Below are 17,980 nucleotides of genomic sequence, written 5' to 3' on the forward strand. Positions count from 1 at the left end.
AAAAAAAGTGGTAAAGCCGTCTCGTCGCCGTGAGATGGCGCAGAAAGCCGTCAGCCAGAAACAGGTCAGTATTCGCTTGGCTTGCTGGATGTTCGACATCAGCGGGACCTGCGACCGCTACCGGGCAAAGCTCAGTAGCGAGAATGCCGAGATCGCGGATTGGCTAATCCGGTTGACCCATAACCAGCGGAACTGGGGTTTTGGCCTGTGCTTTTTGCATCTGAGGAACGTCAAAGGATTTGGCTGGAATCACAAACGGGTTTATCGGATTTACCGGGAGCTAGAGCCATTGGCTGTGCCGGAAACAATCAATGACAGTTGGCCGATGGACTTCATGCACGACCAGCTCAATGATGGGCGCAATTACCAGCAGCTGAATGTGATTGATGACTTTAACCGCGAGGGGCTTGGCATCGAAGTGAACTTCTCGCTTCCGGCAGAGCGGGTAATTCGATCACTGGAACAGATCATTGAGTGGCGGGGTAAACCGCGCTCTATCCGGTGTGACAACGGGCTTGAGTATACCAGCGGCAAGCTTTCAGTCTGGGCTGAAAAACGAGAGATCACGCTGGCGTTCATCCAGCCTGGCAACCCCCAGCAGAACGCTTATATCGAGCGCTACAACCGAACGGTTCGTTATGATTCGTTGGCACAGTATCTGTTCGACAGCACCGAAGAGGTCCAGGATTATGCCACCCGCTGGCTCTGGCACTACAATCACGAACGACCCAATATGGGACTCGGAGGAATTACTCCTCAACAGAAGTTGGCCATGATGGCCTGAGGTCTACTTTTGAACCCCGCTAAAAATGGGGGGGGATTACCGTTACGAGACCGAATCCATGCGGAAACACTACCGATTGATTCGCCCACCAGAGCGTTCTAAATCGACGTTAAGATCACTGAGAGACACGGAGAAAAAATGAAATCGATGCCGCCATTTTGTCGCCATCGACACGCCGGTTAAGACAGCAAAAGGCTAAGCGATTGAAATAAAAGGGTAAAAAATGGAGGCGCGGGTCGGAATCGAACCGGCGTACACGGAGTTGCAGTCCGCTGCATAACCACTCTGCCACCGCGCCGGATAAGCCTTTTTCGGCCTTGCTCTCAGGGGGCGTGAGAGACTTGGAATTGGAGCGGGAAACGAGATTCGAACTCGCGACCCCAACCTTGGCAAGGTTGTGCTCTACCAACTGAGCTATTCCCGCTCTTCGTTTAAGAGGCTTTGCCTCGTCAACGGATGCGTATTCTACGGATTACTTCGCCGCCGTCAACAACTTTTTTCAACCTTTTGTTTTTACGCATTATTTGGACACTTTTTAGCCAAAAACACTCATCTTTGCCGTTCTTTTGGCCGCTAGAGTCATTCGCGCCATAGATTCAGCTTTCTGCACCCCCGAAAATCCCGGCCTATACGTGTTCCGTTTCCAAAAAGGTTTGTATTGATATGCGGCATTTCAACTTTTCGACTCTGGCATTTCTAACGCTGACACTCTTCAGCGTGAGCCCTACCCTTGCCTCTGAGTGGGTCGTCAAACAACAAGGAGAAGAGCGTTCCGACATCACCACTTACGTTCGCGATGCAGAGCATTCTGCGATCAAGCAATTCCGTGGTGTGGTGGAGACACAGCACTCCATATTTTCGGCCATGTCCGTTATAAACGATATTTCACTGTGCCAGCAATGGATCTACAACTGTCAGGAAGCGCGTTACCACTACACAGCCGATGGCGAGAAGTTTCTTTGGATGATGTTTGATGGCGTGTGGCCCGCTTCAGACCGCGATCTGGTCATGAAGTCTACGTTCAAACAAGAAAAAGTAGACGGGCCGGTCACTGTTCAATCTACCGGTCGTCCAGACGCCGCTCCGGAGCAGTCGGACTACGTTCGCATTCCGATGTTGAACAACAGCTTCTACCTCGAGCCACTTGCAGACGGCTGGACGCGCATTACATTTACCACGCAGGTTGATCCGGGCGGTTTGGTGCCAGCATGGATTGCAAACATGGTCGCAACCGATGCACCAATTCGGACGTTGGAGGGTCTTCAAAAGATGATGAACAAGGAACCGTTCAAACACTACAGCGACGAAAACGTGCCCACTGAACTCGTTGAGAAGCACAATTTACGCTTCTCAACGCTGGGCTCTTAAACGAACTCGTCGGCTTACGAGTTATTACCCTTCGCCTGACTGGCTTCCGCCACTTGGGCGGGGGCGTCGCAATTCAGAAAGCTGGAACTCTGGAGCCATTCCTGATCCGGGTAATAGGTAAACACCAGCTGCCCACCTTTCAAATTATCCACCACAGATCGAATCACTTTCCGGTCAACCGCAGGGCAGCCGTGGCTCCGGCCAATCCGTCCATAATCGGCCACCCAATCCGGGCTTACGTAATCGGCACCATGAATCACAATGGCTCTTTGGCGTGCCAAATCGTTAACGCCGGGCTCCAACCCATCTAGCCGCAATGCATAGCCGTGGGTTCCGCTGTAGCTTTCGTTGCCTTTAAACAAGCCGATGCTGGACTGATGGCTACCTTCGATATTCGAGAAGGCACTGGCTTCGAGGTTTCCGGAGTTCTTTCCATGAGCTACCAAATCTCTCAGCAACAGATCACCCTTGCTCAGATCGAAGATCCACATCCGCTCTTCACTGGACGGCAATGAGAAATCAATCACTGCCAACCGCTCGGGCATGGCAACGCCGTTGCTAACCGCACACTGTGTTGCTTTGTAAGCTGCACCCAGTACCTCGGGATTCAAGTACGGTGCAGACCCGGATAATTTATCGAGCAGCTCCCCATCAAAGGATGAAGCGTCAACCTGCCCGGATAGCGACACGAGAAATGCCAGACTCGACAGTAATAATGATGATTGTCGTTTGGTGTGCAACGCCATACGCACATAACCTCAAAGATAAAAATAGCGGTGTAGCTGCCTGAAAATTTGCCTCATTCTAACAGCGAACTTTTAGACTTTCGTCTTTCCGTACATTTTTTAACCTTTACCCTACAAACCCCTCGAATTTGTCCTTAAAGAGCGCCATGGTAGACTTGCTATAACTCAACGGGGTGCCCTTTATAACGGGCTGAGACCACACCCGCGGAACCTGACACGGATAATGCCGACGAAGGAATTGAGCCACTCTGAATATCTCAGTGTGAACCGCGGCATGGTGTGCCCCCCCCCTCTCTTATAAGGATGCCGCACATGCTTTATCGCTTTTCTGTTTTGTTGTTGGCCCTCACCTTGCCTTTGGCCGCCCACTCTGCCGATCAACCTGTTTTGAATGTGTACACCCACCCATCTTTCGCGGCTGAATGGGGCCCGGGGCCCGGCGTTAAAGAGGCTTTCGAGAAGCAGTGTGCATGCATTCTCAATTACACCGTACTGAACAGCGGCGGCGACATTCTGCAGAGACTTCGGCTGGAAGGCGCATCAACCCCGGCCGATGTTGTGCTCGGGCTCGATACGGCGACCATGGAAACCGCACTTCAGACTGGCCTGATTGGCGAGCACAGCCGCTCACTGGAGCCTTTGGATTTGCCGATCGACTGGGATGATGCCCACTTCATTCCTTACGACTGGGGTTACTTTGCGTTTGTGTACGACACGCAGCAACTGCCAGAGCCTCCATCCAGCTTTGAGGAACTAATCAACTCGCCCGATGACCTAAAAATCATCATTCAGGACCCCCGCACCAGCACTCCGGGGCTCGGCTTGTTGCTGTGGATGCACTCCGTCTATGGCGACAAAGCACCGGCTAAGTGGGAACAGCTAAACAACAAGATTCTGGCCACTACACAAAGCTGGAGTGACGGCTATTTTTCTCTGTTTATGAATGGCGAAGCGCCGATGATTCTTTCGTACAGCACATCGCCCGCTTATCACATGGCGGTGGACAAGACCGACCGTTACCAAGCCGTTCAATTCGAAGAGGGCCATTACCTTCAAGTAGAGGTAGCTGCGCTGGTCGAGTCTTCCAAGCAGAAAACACTGGCACGCAGTTTTCTCGATTTCATGCTGACTCCTGAGTTTCAAGAGCACATCCCGCTCAAAAACGTGATGTATCCTGCCATTGATCTGGGCGACGACCTACCCCGCGTTTTCGACCGCCTGATTACACCCGAGCCTACGTTCTTCCTGCCCCCTGCGGAGGTTGCCAAGAAACGGCGTCAGCTTGTAAATGACTGGCTGGATGCGATGACTCGATAACGCCATGCGCTCCACACCTACGAAAGCGCCTTTAAGCCATCCCGGATGGCAGCTTATCCCGGGCCAACTTCTTGGGCTGGCATTATTGATACTGGTCGCCCTTGGCCTTGGCAGTATGCTGATAACCGCCGGAGGTCTGGACCTTTCAACGGTACTTAACAGCCGGTATTTGCGGGGGGTGGTGTGGTTCACCGTGTGGCAAGCAACGCTCTCGGTTCTATTGAGCCTGGCTTTGGCACTACCCATCGCCCGCGCCTTGGCAAGGTACCGTTGCTTCCCGGGTCGGTCGGCACTGCTCCGGGTAATGGAGCTCAGTTTGGTGCTACCTACCATCGTCGCGGTGTCGGGCATTATTGGCGTGTATGGCCGGCAAGGCTGGGCCACCGGTTTATGGAACGAATGGTTCCCCGGCAATGGCTGGAATCTTTATGGGCTGAACGGCATTCTGCTTGCCCACGTGTTCTTTAACGCGCCTCTTGCCGCCCGCGTGATGCTGCAATCACTGGAAGCGGTGCCTCCATCACGCCTTCGGATTGCATCCCAGCTAGGGCTTCGCGGCTGGTGGTTATGGCGCTCGGTCGAGTGGCCGGCTCTGCGTCCGGTGTTGCCGGGGCTGAGTGCTTTGGTCTTTACCTTATGCTTCACCAGTTTTGCCATCATCATGACGCTCGGTGGCGGGCCCAAGGCAACGACACTGGAAGTGGCGATTTACCAGGCACTGCGATTTGAATTCGACTTCCCGCAGGCAGCGGTTTTGGCGGTCATCCAGTTATTGATTTGTGGCAGTTTGTGGTGGCTGGTATTCCGCCAGCGCCTGCAATCCTCCCTTTTGCCAAACCGGCAGCTGTCTCACGGTATTCCGCTGAAACCCTGGCCCATACAATCCGTGCTGGCCGGTTTTCTTCTGCTGATATTCAGCCTTTTCTTGTTGCTGCCCTTACTGGCTATCAGCTTGCGTGGCTTGCCGGCGCTGCTGGCTATGGATACCGGCACCTCCATCTACGAACAACTTTTACCCGCTACCGGGCGCAGCCTGCTGATTGCGTTGCCCGCTGGCTTTGGTGCCGTTGCTGCATCGTTACTGATTCTGGCGTCAGCCAACAAAACGAAGCACCCGATTTTGAAAGCCATCCCGACTACCACGGGTTACCTGCCGTTGATCGTACCGCCCATCGTGCTTGGCACAGGGCTCTTCCTGTTGCTTCGCCCGGGGCTGGGCAATCATGCCCAGGGTTGGGTGCTGGTGGCTTTAATTAACAGTTTGATGGCCCTGCCCTTCGTCATTCAGGTGTTGCGGGCGCCCCTCACCAGCGTCGATAGCCACACATTGCGCGTAGCAGACCAGCTCGGCATTTTGGGCTGGTACCGCTGGCGTCGAATCTATTGGCCGCTGTTACGCCGCCCGATGGCACTGGGGCTTGCCTATGGCATTGCCCTATCGATGGGAGATTTCGGGGTCATCGCCTTATTCGGAAGCCCCGGTCAACCGACATTGCCCGTTCTGCTGTACCAGCAATTGGGCAGTTATCAGGTATCTGCAGCCGCAGGCACCGGCTTATGGTTGCTGATGCTGTTGGTGGGCATTTTCGGTGTGCTGTCAGCCATTGGCCGGCCGCCCGCCCACCAACAAAAAAACGGTTCGCCGCAATCCCTTCTGGAGCCCAAGCATGCTTGATGTCGAACACCTGTGTTTTCGCTACCCGGAGCAAGCCAGGGGCTGGGAGTACCACTTTTCGCTGTCCCCCGGCCATTGCGTGGCGATTCACGGTGCCAGCGGAAGTGGCAAAACCACGCTGCTGAATCTGATTGCCGGTTTTCTGGAGCCGGATTCCGGCCAAATAAAATGGAACGGAACGCCCATCCAGAACCTGAAACCCTGGAACCGACCAGTGACCAGCGTGTTCCAGGAACACAATCTGTTTGAACACTTAGACGTGGCCACGAACATCGGCCTCGGGTTGCACCCGGGCCTGAAACTGACCTCTGAGCAAAAGAAGAGTATCAATCAGGGGCTCGAACGCACCGGGCTTGCCGGCTTCGGCACAAGGATGCCGGGTGACCTGTCTGGCGGGCAGCGGCAGCGTGTGGCGTTGGTGCGCGCCATCCTGAGACGGCAGCCTTTACTGCTGCTCGACGAACCCCTCACCGGGCTGGATAGCGAAGCCAAAACCGCCCTGCGGGCAATGCTGCTGGAAGAGAAATCGCGAGGCGTAGCCTTGGTCCTCGCCAGTCACGATGAAGATGACCGAAAGTTACTGGCAGACTCCTACTGGAATCTCTAAGCTTGCAATGAACTGCAGCAAGGATCTTATTTCTTAGTGGCAATTTCTTCCCGGCAATCATCACGCGCGTCGAAACCTTCACCCGGACACGTTGAGCGGAGCAAGTTGGCGTTAACGTTTCGCGGCGACTGGACGCTGGCCCATTACAGCGCGCTGAACCGATTGGTTGATGCTGCAAAAAGCAAAGATATCGACAGCGATCAACTGGACGTCTCTCAACTTGGCCGGGTTGATACCGCTGGCGCTTCCTTATTAGTAAAACTCGTGGGTGCCGGCAAGTTGATTGCGGCAGTCGAAAACAGCGATCTTGCACGTGAACAACGAGCGTTAATTACAACGGTTGCTTCTGCCATGAAAACGGAGCAACAACCGACTCCGAAGATCAACCCGATACTGGCTTTTGTTGCGAGCACAGGAGAGAAAGTAAGCAACATTGCTCATCTGGCCTGGCTTCTGGCGGGCTTCATTGGTGAAACCTTAACAACCCTGTTTCTTGTGCTGCCCAGGCCCCGCCGTTGGCGTGTTACCTCTTTTGTCGCCGCCGTTCACGACACCGGGCTAAACGCTCTGCCCATTGTCGCGTTGCTCACGTTCCTGGTCGGGGCGGTTGTTGCCTTTTTGGGCGCGACCGTTTTGCAAGATTTTGGCGCCACCATTTACACCGTTAATCTCGTCGCTTTTTCGTTTCTTCGTGAGTTTGGCGTTTTGCTCGCCGCTATTTTGTTGGCGGGCCGCACCGCCAGCTCTTTCACGGCACACATTGGCGCAATGAAAGTCAACGAAGAGCTGGACGCCATTCGCACCTTGGGGCTGAACCCGGTGGAGCTGCTGGTAGTTCCCAGAGTGTTGGCCATGATGGTGACCTTACCGGTACTCACGTTCGTGGGCATGATTTCCGGCATGATTGGTGGTGCTGTGGTCTGCGCCATTACCCTGGAGATTCCGCTAAGCCAATATATGGCGATCGTTGAACGGGACATCGGCTTAACGCACTTTCTGGTGGGTATTGGGAAAGCGCCGGTTTTCGCCTTTCTCATCGCCGTCATCGGCTGCCTTGAAGGCTTCAAAGTGTCGGGCAGTGCGCAATCGGTCGGTGAGCACACCACCTCAAGTGTGGTGCAGTCGATCTTCATGGTGATTTTGCTAGACTCAATCGCCGCGTTGTTTTTTATGGAAATGGGCTGGTAACGCATGACCGACTCACGCAGCCAACGCCAAGCCCCGGGCGACCCCGTAATCCAGGTTCGGGGGTTAACGACACGTTTCGGCAACCACGTTGTTCACGACGGGCTGGACCTGGATTTGTATCCCGGTGAAATTTTGGGCGTAGTCGGGGGTTCAGGCACGGGCAAATCGGTATTGCTGAGAACCATCGTCGGTTTGAATCCCCCCTACGCAGGCCATATCCGAGTATTCGATGTCGATCTTACGGCATTATCCGCCGGCGAACGCTCACAGTACGAACAGCGTTTCGGGGTGCTGTTTCAAGGGGGGGCTTTGTTCACCTCACTGAATTTGATTCAAAACATTTCGGTACCGCTCATCGAACATGCGGGGTTAAGTCGCTCTGATGCGGAAGAGTTAGCCCGCATGAAACTCGCGTTGACCGGATTACCACCCGAAGCCGCCTTGAAATATCCAGCCGAACTTTCCGGTGGCATGGTCAAGCGCGCGGCGCTCGCCCGCGCACTGGCTCTGGACCCCGAAATTCTTTTTCTGGATGAACCCACAGCGGGCCTCGATCCCATCGGCGCTGCAGCTTTCGATGAGCTGATCGTTACGCTGAGCCGGGCACTGGGGCTTACCGTCTTTCTGGTTACCCATGATTTGGACACACTGTATTCAACCTGCGACCGGGTTGCCGTTCTGGCGCAACGTAAGGTATTAGTGGCAGACACGCTTGACCAAGTGGCCCGTACCAATGACGTTTGGATACAGGAATACTTTCATGGCCCCCGGGGCCGTGCCGCCAAATCCGCAGGAACGTTACCGACTCAAGAGGAGTTCCATTAATGGAGCCGAAGGCCCATCACGTTATTATTGGATGCTTCACCCTGGCCGCGGTGACCGCCGCCCTGCTGTTTGCGCTATGGCTGGGCAAATCTTCGGCGGATAGAGAGTGGGCTTATTACCAGATAGGATTTGATCACCCCGTAAGTGGCTTGGCCAAAGGCAATCCTGTGCTTTACAGTGGCATTCAGGTGGGTGACGTCTTGGAACTGAAGTTGGCACCGGACAATCCGGCCCACGTTCGGGTTCTGGTGCGCGTTGAGCAAGACATCCCCGTCCGGGAAAACACCAAAGCCGGGTTAGTGCTGGCTAACATTACCGGCAGCATGAGCATTCAGTTCACCGGTGGCACACCGCAAAGCCCCGAGCTTCAGGGCGACCGTGATAACCCACCACTGATTGTTGCGGAACCGTCTGCCCTGAACAACCTCATGAACAATGGCGAAGCCATGCTCGCTCAGGCAGAACAGCTGCTAACCAATATGAACCGGCTTCTGGCTACCGACAACATCGACAATGTGTCTGCCCTGATTCAAAACGCACGTGACGCCAGTGAATCGCTGCTTGCGAACCGTGAAGCGCTCATTGCCCTGATGGATCAGTTCAATGCCGCTGCAGTGCGAGCAGAAGAAGCTGCCATTAAAGTGTCTGGCGTATCGGATAGAACCCGAACGGTGCTGAACGACCGGATCGTACCGGTATTGAATGCCATGGAAGCGGCCATATCGACCTTACAGCCCTCTCTGGAGCGGGTCGACACCATCACGGCCAATAACGAGCACTCTTTAAATGCCGGGCTTCAGGGGCTTTCCCAACTGGGGCCTGCGCTTCGGGAGCTGAAATCCACGTTACGTAACCTGAACAGCTTTACCCGTCGGCTTGAACACGACCCGGCGGGGACTCTGTGGGGCGGATCGACTATCAAGGAGTTTGAGCAATGAAAACACGCCTCACACGTCTCGCCGCTCTGTTAACGGCTATATTCGCGTCCGGCTGCACTGTACTCCCCAGACCAGAGCCTCCCAGAGTCATGGATTTGGCTACATCAAGGTCACAGGCCACCGTCGAAGCGCCCTTGCCGAGCAGATTGCGCATCAATACGCCACTCGCTTCAGACCCTATCGACAGCTCTGCCATTCTCCTGAAGCCAACGCCTTACGAATTTCAGGCCTATCCAAAAGCTCGGTGGCGGGACAGCGCACCCGTCGTCATTCGTGACCATCTGGCAGGGCATATTCGAAATAGTCGGGGGTTTAGAAACGTTGTTATCGATACCAGTGCCGCTAACACCGAGCATTCCCTGCTTACGGAACTCTCGGCATTTCAGGTGGAGCAACACGGGAACACCTATCAGGTCGTCGTTAACCTACATGCGGAGATTACGAACGATCAGAGCGGGAACAGCTTGTGTATCCGCAGTTGGTCCATTCAAGAAGTCGCCGTGGGTTCAGAATTGGAGTTGGCAGTAGAAGCCTTTTCCCGAGCCAGCAACACCCTCGGGGGCGAACTGACCCATTGGGCTTGGAGTTGTGTGCAACGGGCGCAGTGAAGCGGGCCCGGGGAGATGGGGAGGTAACGTGCTTAAACTTCGCGACGCTTTTCGTTAGCCGCATCCCCTGCTTTCGGAAACAAGTCGTCCCAAGCGGCGTGCAAATACAAGTACATCGACCACAGAGTCAGTACCGCTGCCACGTACAGCAACCCAACCGCGATATCGGCCAGCAGATTCCCCGGCGGGAATGCCAGCAAACCCACGATGGCCGCAATCTGAGCCGTGGTTTTGATCTTACCGATGTAGGAAACCGCCACACTGCCCCGGCTTCCGATTTCAGCCATCCACTCTCGCAACGCGGAAATGACAATTTCACGACCAATAATGATGGTTGCGGGAATGGTCAGCAAAACCGCGGAGTACTCTTCAATCAGAACCGCCAGTGCCACAGCCACCATCAACTTGTCTGCGACCGGGTCCAAAAACGCACCGAATGGCGTGCTTTGGTTCAGGCGTCGCGCCAGGTACCCATCCAACCAGTCCGTAATCCCTGCCAACGCAAAAATCGCGGCGCTCGCCATGTAACTCCAGCTCGCGGGCAAATAGAACACCACAACGAACACCGGAATCATGACGATGCGAGACAGGGTAATCAGGTTCGGTAAATTCATGGTGTTCCTATTCGTTATGCAATGCTGCGTAAATGGTTTCGGCCAATGCCTTGCTGATGCCCTGGACCTTGGCAATCTCATCCACTCCGGCTTTTCGGATACCCTGTATGCCACCGAAGTAGCGTATTAACTCACGCCGACGTTTTGGTCCAACACCCTCAATGCCTTCAAGGGTAGACTGCCGGCGTTTTTTATCTCGCCTCGCCCGGTGGCCAGTAATGGCAAACCGGTGCGACTCGTCCCGTATGTGCTGAATCAGATGTAACGCCGGAGAATCAGCCGGCACTCGGAACACCGCATCGGTCATAGCATCAATCAATTGTTCCATGCCTGCCCGGCGAGTAACACCCTTTGCCACACCAATTAATGGAATGTCTGAAATCTCAAGCTCATCAAACACTTCCCGCGCAATGTTTAGCTGGCCTTTACCGCCATCGATGAAGACTAAGTCAGGCTTTTTGCCTTCGCCATTCACTAATCGGCGGTACCGGCGCGTTAATACCTGGCGCATGGCCGCGTAGTCGTCCCCGGCCGTCACGCCTTCGATATTATACAGGCGGTAATCGCTTTTCAGCGGGCCATTCTCGTCGAAAACCACACAGGATGCGACGGTATTTTCCCCGTGACTGTGGCTGATATCAAAACATTCCATGCGACTGGGGGTTTCCGCCAGTTCCAGCAGGTCCCGAAGCGCAAGCAAACGACGATACACGGTTTCCTTACTGGCAAGGTGAGTTAACAAAGTCTGCTGGGCGTTGGTCATGGCCAATTCAAGCCAACGCTTACGCTCACCCCGCACGTTGCCCCGGATTCTGGTTTCGCGGTTGGCAGCCTCGGTAAGCGCTTGGGCCAGAAGTTCCTGCCCATCCACTTTCACCGGCACCAGAATATCGTGTGGAATCTCCCGGCGAGTGTCACCACCGAAATAATACTGACCAAGGAACGATGCCAGCAATTCGCCTTCCGTCTGCTCTAGCGAGAATTTCGGGAAGTAATCTTTGGTACCAAGCACCCGACCACCCCGGACAATGATCACCACGATACACACCACACCGGCGTCCTGGGCGATAGCAATCACATCGGCATCGCCACCCTCGCCATCAACCGACTGCTGCTCCTGAACATGGCGCAAGTGGTTGACCTGATCGCGATACGCGGCGGCTTTCTCGAACTCCAGTTTCGAGGCCGCTTCCTCCATCGCATTCATCAGATCACGGATGATCGCGGGGTTCTTGCCCTCGAGAAACATGGTCGCGCGACGAATATCCTGCTGATACTCCTCGGGGGTAATGTACTCTACGCAGGGCGCGGTGCACCGGTTAATCTGGTACTGCAGACAGGGCCGATTCCGGTTACGGAAATAGCTTTCGTTACAAGATCTTATCTTGAATACTTTTTGTAGAATGTTAAGACTTTCCTTGACTGCTCCGGAGCTAGGGAAAGGCCCGAACCAAGTGCCACCGCCTTTTTTCGTGCGACCACGACGAAAGGTCAGAGACGGATAATCATCGTGGGACGACAGGTAAATATAGGGATAGGATTTATCATCCCGAAGCAGGATGTTGTAGGGCGGCCTCAGAGACTTGATCAGGTTTTGTTCAAGCAGAAGCGCTTCGGTTTCACTGCCAGTGATGGTGACTTCAATGGCGTGAATCTTGGCGACCAAGGCTTCGGTTTTCGGCGCCAAGCCAGATGTTCGGAAGTAACTGCTGACCCGGTTTTTGAGATTCCGCGCTTTCCCGACGTACAGAATCTCCCCTGCACTATCGTACATACGATAGACACCGGCGCGTTCAGAAAGTTGTTTCAGGAAGCTCTTGCTGTCGAACTCCCCGGGGACATGGTTAGGGTCAAACGGTGTCGGCATCCAGCAACCCAAGCCGTACTGCCATCAGCGCCAGTTCTACATCACTGGAAATCTCGAGTTTCTCGAAAATCCGATAGCGATAGCTGTTCACGGTTTTCGGACTCAAACAGAGCTTGTCCGAAATATCCTGAACTTTCTGGCACTCCACCACCATCATGGCAATCTGCATTTCACGCTCGGATAAGCGCTCGAACTTCGACAGTTCGCCGTCTTCATCCCGGTCGCCGCCACCCAGTGAGTTCAATGCCATCTTCTGAGCTATCTCGGGGCTAATGTAACGCTGACCGGAATGGGCCTTGCGAATGGCCCGCACCATTTCCTGAATGTCTGCGCCCTTGGTGATATAAGCCGCTGCGCCACTTTGCATGACCCGCGCCGGATAGGGATCGTCTGCGCAGGCGGTCACCACGATGATTCGAATGGAGTCGTCCAGCCGGAGAATTCGCCGCGTGGCTTCGAGCCCGCCAATACCCGGCATCCGAATATCCATGAGAACGATATCCGGCCGAGCGTTGCGTACGAAATCAATCGCATCTTCACCAGAAGACGCCTGACCGATCACATCAATGTCAGGATTGTCAGCCAACATGCGGGTAATACCAGAGCGCACCAACTCGTGGTCATCAACAACCAGAACCCTGATCAAAGCTCACCTCACCAACAGAATAAAAACAACGCTCAGCAATTGTACCCATTACCGGACTCACCGCATAGGTAACGCGTTCAAAACCTTGGCCTTCATCACCCACTGTAACGTTTCGGTTCAGAGTTTCAGGCCGGAGCGCCTAAGCTTGCCGTATTCTCAACCGGATCAAACCACACCACCAACTCGCCTGCCCGAACAGCGGCAAGCACTCGACTGCGCTCGGCTAACGGGTTCTCGGTATCGTTCAGCCCGTGATAACGCGTGCAGTATTCATCCGCCAGCCCTTCAAGCTGGTCTGCGGTTAACAGGCTGGCATCCACCACAAACTTCTCCTGACGGGGATCCGACTCAGGTCCATTAGCATAATCGCTCATCACCAATCCTTTCACTGTATCTTCAAAAGCCACTAGCAATTCATTATCATCGTGCCTTTTACAAAGTTTGGATGCTAATGAACCAGAATGTTTTCAAGCTAACACTCCCTATCCTGTTTGGCTACCTGCCACTAGGGATGGCTTTCGGCGTGCTGTTTTCCACGCAACTGGATTATGCGTGGTGGATAGCGCCGCTTATGGGCCTGGTGATCTATGCCGGTGCCGGGCAAATCTTGGCCGTTAGCCTGTTAGCAGCCAATGCCGGGTTGCTCGAAGTGGCGGTGGCGATGCTGGTTCTTAATGCCCGTCACCTGTTTTACGGCCTGTCACTCCTTGGCCAGTTTCGCGGTGCCGGCTGGCGCAAAGGTTACCTTATCTTCGGGCTTACGGACGAAACCTATTCGCTGCTGACCAGCCGAATACGTTCCGGCGATTCACACAGCGAGCAAGAAATCGATTTCCGCATTACCGCCTTCAATCAACTCTACTGGATTGCCGGATGCGCCCTGGGTGCGTTGCTTGGAGAGTGGGTCGCGTTTAACAGCACGGGTATCGAATTTGCCTTGGTCGCTTTGTTCATTGTTTTGACCATCGAGCAGTTCAAGGCGCTTGGCAACGCCTTCCCCATCTGGGCCGGTGCATTCGCGGCAGGTATTGCCATGTTACTGATACCAGCCACCCATCAGTTGATTGCCGCCATTGCCATTGTTACTGCAGTGCTGTTGATTCAATACCGTTACCAGCGCGAGCCTGGTCTTGAGCCGGAGGCCACCCATGAGTGAAGGCTATTATCTGGCGGCATTCATCGCCGTCACGGCGTTAGCAACCTTCGCCACGCGCGTGGTGCCCTTTCTGTTTTTCGAACGCCACACCGACCACCCGCTTATTAAACATTTGGGGCGTTTTCTGCCTGCAGCGGTCATGGCCTTGCTGGCGACGGTTTTTCTACAAAGGTCGGGCAATTGGGGTGCCGGGACATTCGGGTTAGATGCCTTGATCCCCGGTTTGCTGGTGGTGGCGGTTCATCTTTGGCGAGGCAATGCCTTGCTGTCCATCGCGACTGGCACTATTGCCTATATGGCCATTCAGCAAACCGGAATGATGGTGGCGGGTGCCTGATTACACGCCACTCTCGACGTTAGCGACTAATCGGGAGTCTTCCAATGCGGCGGTCCTATGTTTGAGGACACCTTTGTAATCCGGGTCTTCAATCATAGTCAGGAAGGCATCGGTTGAAGGATATCGAACCAGTAACACTTGGTCCCAAGTCTCTTCGGGAGGCGCAATAAGAGAGCCGACGCTTCGGCCAGACCAGATAACTTCAGCGCCAACCGCTTTGACACAGGCAGCGGCTTCTTTCATATAACGTTTATAGGCGTCGCGCCCGGAACACGCTTCACTCGCGTCCTGATATTCCGCCCGGTCACGGAATCTCAGTAAATTGAGCATAACGACAGGTTGATCTTTCGGGGTTTCTTGCAAGATTTTCTTCAAGTCTTCCTGAGTTGGGGCCGCCATTGCGTATCCTTCTTATTCGTTATTGTGAGGAGCTACGTCGGGTAAAACCTTTTCATCCATCGACGACATTCTGAGAATACTTCACCTTGAGCGAATTACTAGCCACATTCAGCGACACACTGGAAATCACCCTGCCCGTCTTTGCCATGGTTTTTCTAGGTATGGGGCTACGCCGACTCGGCTGGATTGACCAAAATTTCATTGCAACAGCATCGGCGCTGGTGTTCAAGGCTACGCTACCGACGCTTGTTTTTCTCGCCATCATTAAGGCCGACCTAAGCGCTACTCTGAACGCCAACATGATTTTGTTCTACTTGGCGGCCACCCTCGGGAGTTTTTTTGGCGCTTGGCTATGGGCCATTAAACGTGTGCCCAGAGACGACCGCGGGGTTTACGTTCAGGGTGCGTTTCGGGGCAACTGTGGCATTGTCGGATTGGCGCTCGCGGCTAATCTATACGGCGATTACGGCCTCTCGGCCGGGGGCCTGTTACTCGGCCTGGTTATCATTTCGTACAACGTTCTGTCAGTGGTTGTGTTGCTCGCCTACCAACCGGGCAAACAAATGAATGCGGCGACCACGCTACGGGATATTGTCCGAAACCCATTGATCATCGCCGTTGTCGTCGCCGTCCCCTTCGCCGGATTAGAGGTGACGCTGCCGGACTGGATCATGACCAGCGGTAACTACTTTGCCTCGCTCACCTTGCCTCTCGCTTTGCTTTGCATTGGCGGCGCCGTATCGTTGAAAGCCATTCGCAATGACAGCGGGCCTGCGCTAGGGGCGGCCATGTGGAAGATGGTGACACTGCCAGTTGCCTGCACATTCGCAGCCTGGTTATTGGGATTCGAAGGCCGGGAGTTGGGGCTGATGTTCCTGTTCTTTGCAAGCCCCACCGCAGCGGCCAGTTTTGTCATGGTGAAGGCGCTCGGAGGCAACGACCGTATGGCGGCCAACATCATCGCCTTGACCACTTTGTTGGCGAGCGTGACGGTAACGATGGGCGTGTTCGTTTTACAAATAGCCGGCTTGGGTTGAACTAACCCAGTTTTGAAGACACAAACAAAAAACCCCAGCATTTCTGCTGGGGTTTAATTTGGCGGAGAGGGAGGGATTCGAACCCTCGATACGCTATTAACGTATACACACTTTCCAGGCGTGCGCCTTCAGCCACTCGGCCACCTCTCCAATAAACTGTTTCAAATCAGCAAACTCGCCGCTCATTTGAGGGCGCAAACTTTAATTGTTTTGACGGCGTTTGGCAACCGTATCTGCAAATTTCTCTGAAAATTTATTTCCGCACCGCCCTCACCCCCTATTCGCTTGGTATTTTCGCTATGCTTAGCAGTTAACGCCCACCACTTCCGGAGAGAACACCATGATGATGAAAGCCGAGCAATCCACCCTGCTACTCATCGACGTACAGGAAAAGCTGATGCCGGCGATCAGCCAGGGCGCGGAGGTTATAGATCGCTGCACAACGCTGGCGATTATCGCGGGGCTTCTTGAAGTACCGGTGATTGGTACTGAGCAATTGCCAGAAAAGCTGGGCGAGAATGTCGAATCCATACGAGAGCTCTGTAACACCACCGTGAGCAAAACCCATTTTGATGCCTGCCCGGACGGCCTCATCGATGAACTGCCCGAAGGCCGGCAGCACATTATTGTCGGTGGCTGCGAAACCCACGTGTGCATGCTGCAAACGGCATTAAGCCTGTTGGATGCCGGCTACAAAGTCTGGGTTGTGGCCGATGCCACAGGGTCACGAAGTGAGCTGGATCGCGACGTCGCCCTCGACCGCCTGCATCAAAGCGGTGCCCGAATCGTCACCACCGAAATGGTCGCTTTTGAATGGATGGGACACTGTAAGCACCCCCACTTCCGCGATATTCAAGAACTGATCAAATAACGAGTAACGAGCGCTTATATGCTAAACATGGACTTTTCCCAACGTGTGGTCATTCGCACTCACGAGGTTGACTGGGCACCTAGCCCGGCAGCGGGCGTAGAACGTAAACCCTTAGTTCGGGAATCAGTGGCAGATCATGCTGTTGCACTGAGGTTATTTTTTCCGGTAAACGATGCCGGGCTGGCACTGAACCATCTCGTACAGATCTGGCAACCCGTTTAGCGATTCCGACGCGCCAAGAATCAAATAGCCACCGGGATTCAGCGCACCGTGCAGGCGAACCAGAATATCTTTCTTGGATTCCGCAGAGAAATAGATCAGCACATTGCGGCAAAGAATGATGTCGAACTTCCCAAGCATATAGCGCTCAAGCAAGTTCAGCTCTTTAAACTCCACCATCCGTTTAATTTGGTCATTAATCTGCCAGCCACCGTTTACAGACGGTTTGAAGTAGCGTTTCTGGCGCTCGGGCGACAAACCCCGGCCAATCGCGATCATTTCATACTCGCCTTTGCGCGCCACTTCCAGAACGCTCTTCGAGATATCCGTCGCGGTGATGCGAACATCACGAAGCTTACCCGGGCGGGCCTGACGAAACTCGTCCAGAACCATCGAAACGGAGTATGGCTCTTGTCCCGTTGAGCATGCAGCCGACCAGATTCGCAACGGCTGCAAAGACTTTCTCTCTGCGAATTCCGGCAACAATTTATCCTGCAGAATACGAAACGGATGATTGTCTCTGAACCAAAGCGTCTCGTTGGTGGTCATCGCATCGATCACGACCTCACGCAACCCCATGCGACCGGAGCGCTTCAATTTCTCCAAAAGCTCCCCAAGCGAAGTCAAGCCATTCTCTTCCAGAATTTTGCGCAGCCGACTTTTGACCAGATACTGCTTGTTATCGCCCAACAGGATACCGCATGCGTCCTGCAAGAACGTTTTGAACTCTTCGTATTCCTTGGGCGTAATTTCCGCGTTCATTGCATCTCTATCGTGG

At 54.2% G+C, this 17,980-nt stretch carries 20 protein-coding genes, 3 tRNA genes, 1 pseudogene and 1 riboswitch; of the genes and pseudogenes, 14 read left to right on the forward strand and 10 right to left on the reverse strand.

Features of this window, described 5'->3' with window-relative positions; translation table 11 throughout:
- Positions 1 to 784 (forward strand): IS3 family transposase (locus tag MWU64_RS07865; protein ID WP_247063244.1); only part of this gene is annotated, 784 nt, incomplete at its 5' end.
- A 224-nt stretch (positions 785 to 1,008) separates the two neighbouring features.
- On the opposite strand, the gene MWU64_RS07870 is transcribed toward MWU64_RS07865, so the two are convergent.
- Both MWU64_RS07870 and MWU64_RS07875 read right to left on the reverse strand, forming a co-directional pair.
- Positions 1,009 to 1,082, reverse strand: a tRNA-Cys gene (locus MWU64_RS07870).
- Between the two features lie 50 nt (positions 1,083 to 1,132).
- Positions 1,133 to 1,208: transfer RNA gene (locus MWU64_RS07875), tRNA-Gly, on the reverse strand.
- A 239-nt stretch (positions 1,209 to 1,447) separates the two neighbouring features.
- On the opposite strand from MWU64_RS07875, the gene MWU64_RS07880 reads away from it, so the two are divergent.
- A complete protein-coding gene (locus MWU64_RS07880; RefSeq protein ID WP_247063245.1) occupies positions 1,448 to 2,152 on the forward strand; it encodes an START domain-containing protein in 705 nt (234 codons plus the stop codon).
- Positions 2,153 to 2,166: 14 nt separating this feature from the next.
- Here MWU64_RS07880 and MWU64_RS07885 read toward each other — a convergent pair whose 3' ends face one another.
- Entirely contained in the window at positions 2,167 to 2,898 is a 732-nt protein-coding gene (locus MWU64_RS07885) for a murein L,D-transpeptidase catalytic domain family protein (RefSeq protein WP_247063247.1), read from the reverse strand.
- A gap of 159 nt (positions 2,899 to 3,057) precedes the next feature.
- Positions 3,058 to 3,153, forward strand: a riboswitch (TPP riboswitch).
- 57 nt (positions 3,154 to 3,210) lie between these two features.
- Between MWU64_RS07885 and thiB the strand changes: the two genes are divergently transcribed.
- The 7 genes from thiB to MWU64_RS07920 all read left to right on the forward strand — a co-directional run bounded on the left by thiB (position 3,211) and on the right by MWU64_RS07920 (position 10,056).
- Positions 3,211 to 4,215, forward strand: coding sequence for a thiamine ABC transporter substrate binding subunit (gene thiB, locus MWU64_RS07890; protein ID WP_247063249.1), 1,005 nt, complete (start codon positions 3,211 to 3,213; stop codon positions 4,213 to 4,215).
- A 4-nt stretch (positions 4,216 to 4,219) separates the two neighbouring features.
- Entirely contained in the window at positions 4,220 to 5,890 is a 1,671-nt protein-coding gene (gene thiP / locus MWU64_RS07895; protein ID WP_247063251.1) for a thiamine/thiamine pyrophosphate ABC transporter permease, read from the forward strand.
- Positions 5,883 to 6,497 (forward strand): ATP-binding cassette domain-containing protein, encoded by a 615-nt coding sequence (locus MWU64_RS07900; RefSeq protein ID WP_247063255.1) that lies wholly within the window; start codon positions 5,883 to 5,885, stop codon positions 6,495 to 6,497. Before thiP ends, MWU64_RS07900 begins: the two co-directional genes overlap by 8 nt.
- 105 nt (positions 6,498 to 6,602) lie before the next feature.
- Positions 6,603 to 7,685: an MlaE family lipid ABC transporter permease subunit gene (locus MWU64_RS07905; protein WP_247063662.1), complete on the forward strand. Its 1,083-nt coding sequence runs from the start codon at positions 6,603 to 6,605 to the stop codon at positions 7,683 to 7,685.
- Positions 7,686 to 7,688: 3 nt separating this feature from the next.
- Entirely contained in the window at positions 7,689 to 8,510 is an 822-nt protein-coding gene (locus tag MWU64_RS07910) for an ATP-binding cassette domain-containing protein (RefSeq protein WP_247063258.1), read from the forward strand.
- On the forward strand, positions 8,510 to 9,448 hold the full coding sequence (locus MWU64_RS07915; RefSeq protein WP_247063260.1) for an MlaD family protein: 939 nt from the start codon (positions 8,510 to 8,512) through the stop codon (positions 9,446 to 9,448). Before MWU64_RS07910 ends, MWU64_RS07915 begins: the two co-directional genes overlap by 1 nt.
- Positions 9,445 to 10,056: an ABC-type transport auxiliary lipoprotein family protein gene (locus MWU64_RS07920; RefSeq protein WP_247063261.1), complete on the forward strand. Its 612-nt coding sequence runs from the start codon at positions 9,445 to 9,447 to the stop codon at positions 10,054 to 10,056. The genes MWU64_RS07915 and MWU64_RS07920 overlap by 4 nt, the downstream gene beginning before the upstream one ends.
- 32 nt (positions 10,057 to 10,088) lie before the next feature.
- Here the strand turns inward: MWU64_RS07920 and pgsA are convergent, their stop codons facing one another.
- The 4 genes from pgsA to MWU64_RS07940 all read right to left on the reverse strand — a co-directional run bounded on the left by pgsA (position 10,089) and on the right by MWU64_RS07940 (position 13,557).
- A complete protein-coding gene (gene pgsA, locus MWU64_RS07925; RefSeq protein WP_247063262.1) occupies positions 10,089 to 10,670 on the reverse strand; it encodes a CDP-diacylglycerol--glycerol-3-phosphate 3-phosphatidyltransferase in 582 nt (193 codons plus the stop codon).
- 7 nt (positions 10,671 to 10,677) lie between these two features.
- Positions 10,678 to 12,537 carry an excinuclease ABC subunit UvrC gene (uvrC, locus tag MWU64_RS07930; protein ID WP_247063263.1) on the reverse strand — a complete coding sequence of 620 codons (1,860 nt, stop codon included), beginning with the start codon at positions 12,535 to 12,537 and terminating at the stop codon, positions 10,678 to 10,680.
- A complete protein-coding gene (gene uvrY / locus MWU64_RS07935) occupies positions 12,521 to 13,183 on the reverse strand; it encodes a UvrY/SirA/GacA family response regulator transcription factor (RefSeq protein ID WP_133005379.1) in 663 nt (220 codons plus the stop codon). Before uvrY ends, uvrC begins: the two co-directional genes overlap by 17 nt.
- A 125-nt stretch (positions 13,184 to 13,308) precedes the next feature.
- Positions 13,309 to 13,557, reverse strand: a complete 249-nt coding sequence (locus MWU64_RS07940; protein WP_247063264.1) for a hypothetical protein — start codon at positions 13,555 to 13,557, stop codon at positions 13,309 to 13,311.
- A 77-nt stretch (positions 13,558 to 13,634) separates the two neighbouring features.
- Here MWU64_RS07940 and MWU64_RS07945 point away from each other — a divergent pair, with 77 nt between their 5' ends.
- A complete protein-coding gene (locus MWU64_RS07945) occupies positions 13,635 to 14,339 on the forward strand; it encodes an AzlC family ABC transporter permease (RefSeq protein ID WP_247063265.1) in 705 nt (234 codons plus the stop codon).
- Positions 14,332 to 14,676, forward strand: coding sequence for an AzlD domain-containing protein (locus MWU64_RS07950; RefSeq protein ID WP_247063266.1), 345 nt, complete (start codon positions 14,332 to 14,334; stop codon positions 14,674 to 14,676). Before MWU64_RS07945 ends, MWU64_RS07950 begins: the two co-directional genes overlap by 8 nt.
- Here the strand turns inward: MWU64_RS07950 and MWU64_RS07955 are convergent, their stop codons facing one another.
- Complete coding sequence (locus MWU64_RS07955; protein ID WP_114335537.1) at positions 14,677 to 15,075, reverse strand: DUF1330 domain-containing protein; 399 nt, start codon at positions 15,073 to 15,075, stop codon at positions 14,677 to 14,679.
- 86 nt (positions 15,076 to 15,161) lie between these two features.
- On the opposite strand from MWU64_RS07955, the gene MWU64_RS07960 reads away from it, so the two are divergent.
- Entirely contained in the window at positions 15,162 to 16,112 is a 951-nt protein-coding gene (locus MWU64_RS07960; protein WP_281496303.1) for an AEC family transporter, read from the forward strand.
- 59 nt (positions 16,113 to 16,171) lie between these two features.
- On the opposite strand, the gene MWU64_RS07965 is transcribed toward MWU64_RS07960, so the two are convergent.
- Positions 16,172 to 16,262: transfer RNA gene (locus tag MWU64_RS07965), tRNA-Ser, on the reverse strand.
- 190 nt (positions 16,263 to 16,452) lie between these two features.
- Between MWU64_RS07965 and MWU64_RS07970 the strand changes: the two genes are divergently transcribed.
- Together MWU64_RS07970 and MWU64_RS15470 are read left to right on the forward strand one after the other, a co-directional pair.
- Positions 16,453 to 16,983, forward strand: a complete 531-nt coding sequence (locus MWU64_RS07970) for an isochorismatase family protein (RefSeq protein ID WP_247063268.1) — start codon at positions 16,453 to 16,455, stop codon at positions 16,981 to 16,983.
- Between the two features lie 18 nt (positions 16,984 to 17,001).
- Positions 17,002 to 17,106: pseudogene (locus tag MWU64_RS15470) on the forward strand (cupin); the annotation flags it as partial.
- Positions 17,107 to 17,136: 30 nt separating this feature from the next.
- Here the strand turns inward: MWU64_RS15470 and MWU64_RS07975 are convergent.
- Entirely contained in the window at positions 17,137 to 17,964 is an 828-nt protein-coding gene (locus tag MWU64_RS07975; protein ID WP_247063270.1) for a protein-glutamate O-methyltransferase CheR, read from the reverse strand.
- Positions 17,965 to 17,980: the final 16 nt, after the last annotated feature.

Source organism: Marinobacter sp. S0848L (genome assembly GCF_023016065.1).
Taxonomy (GTDB): Bacteria; Pseudomonadota; Gammaproteobacteria; order Pseudomonadales; family Oleiphilaceae; genus Marinobacter.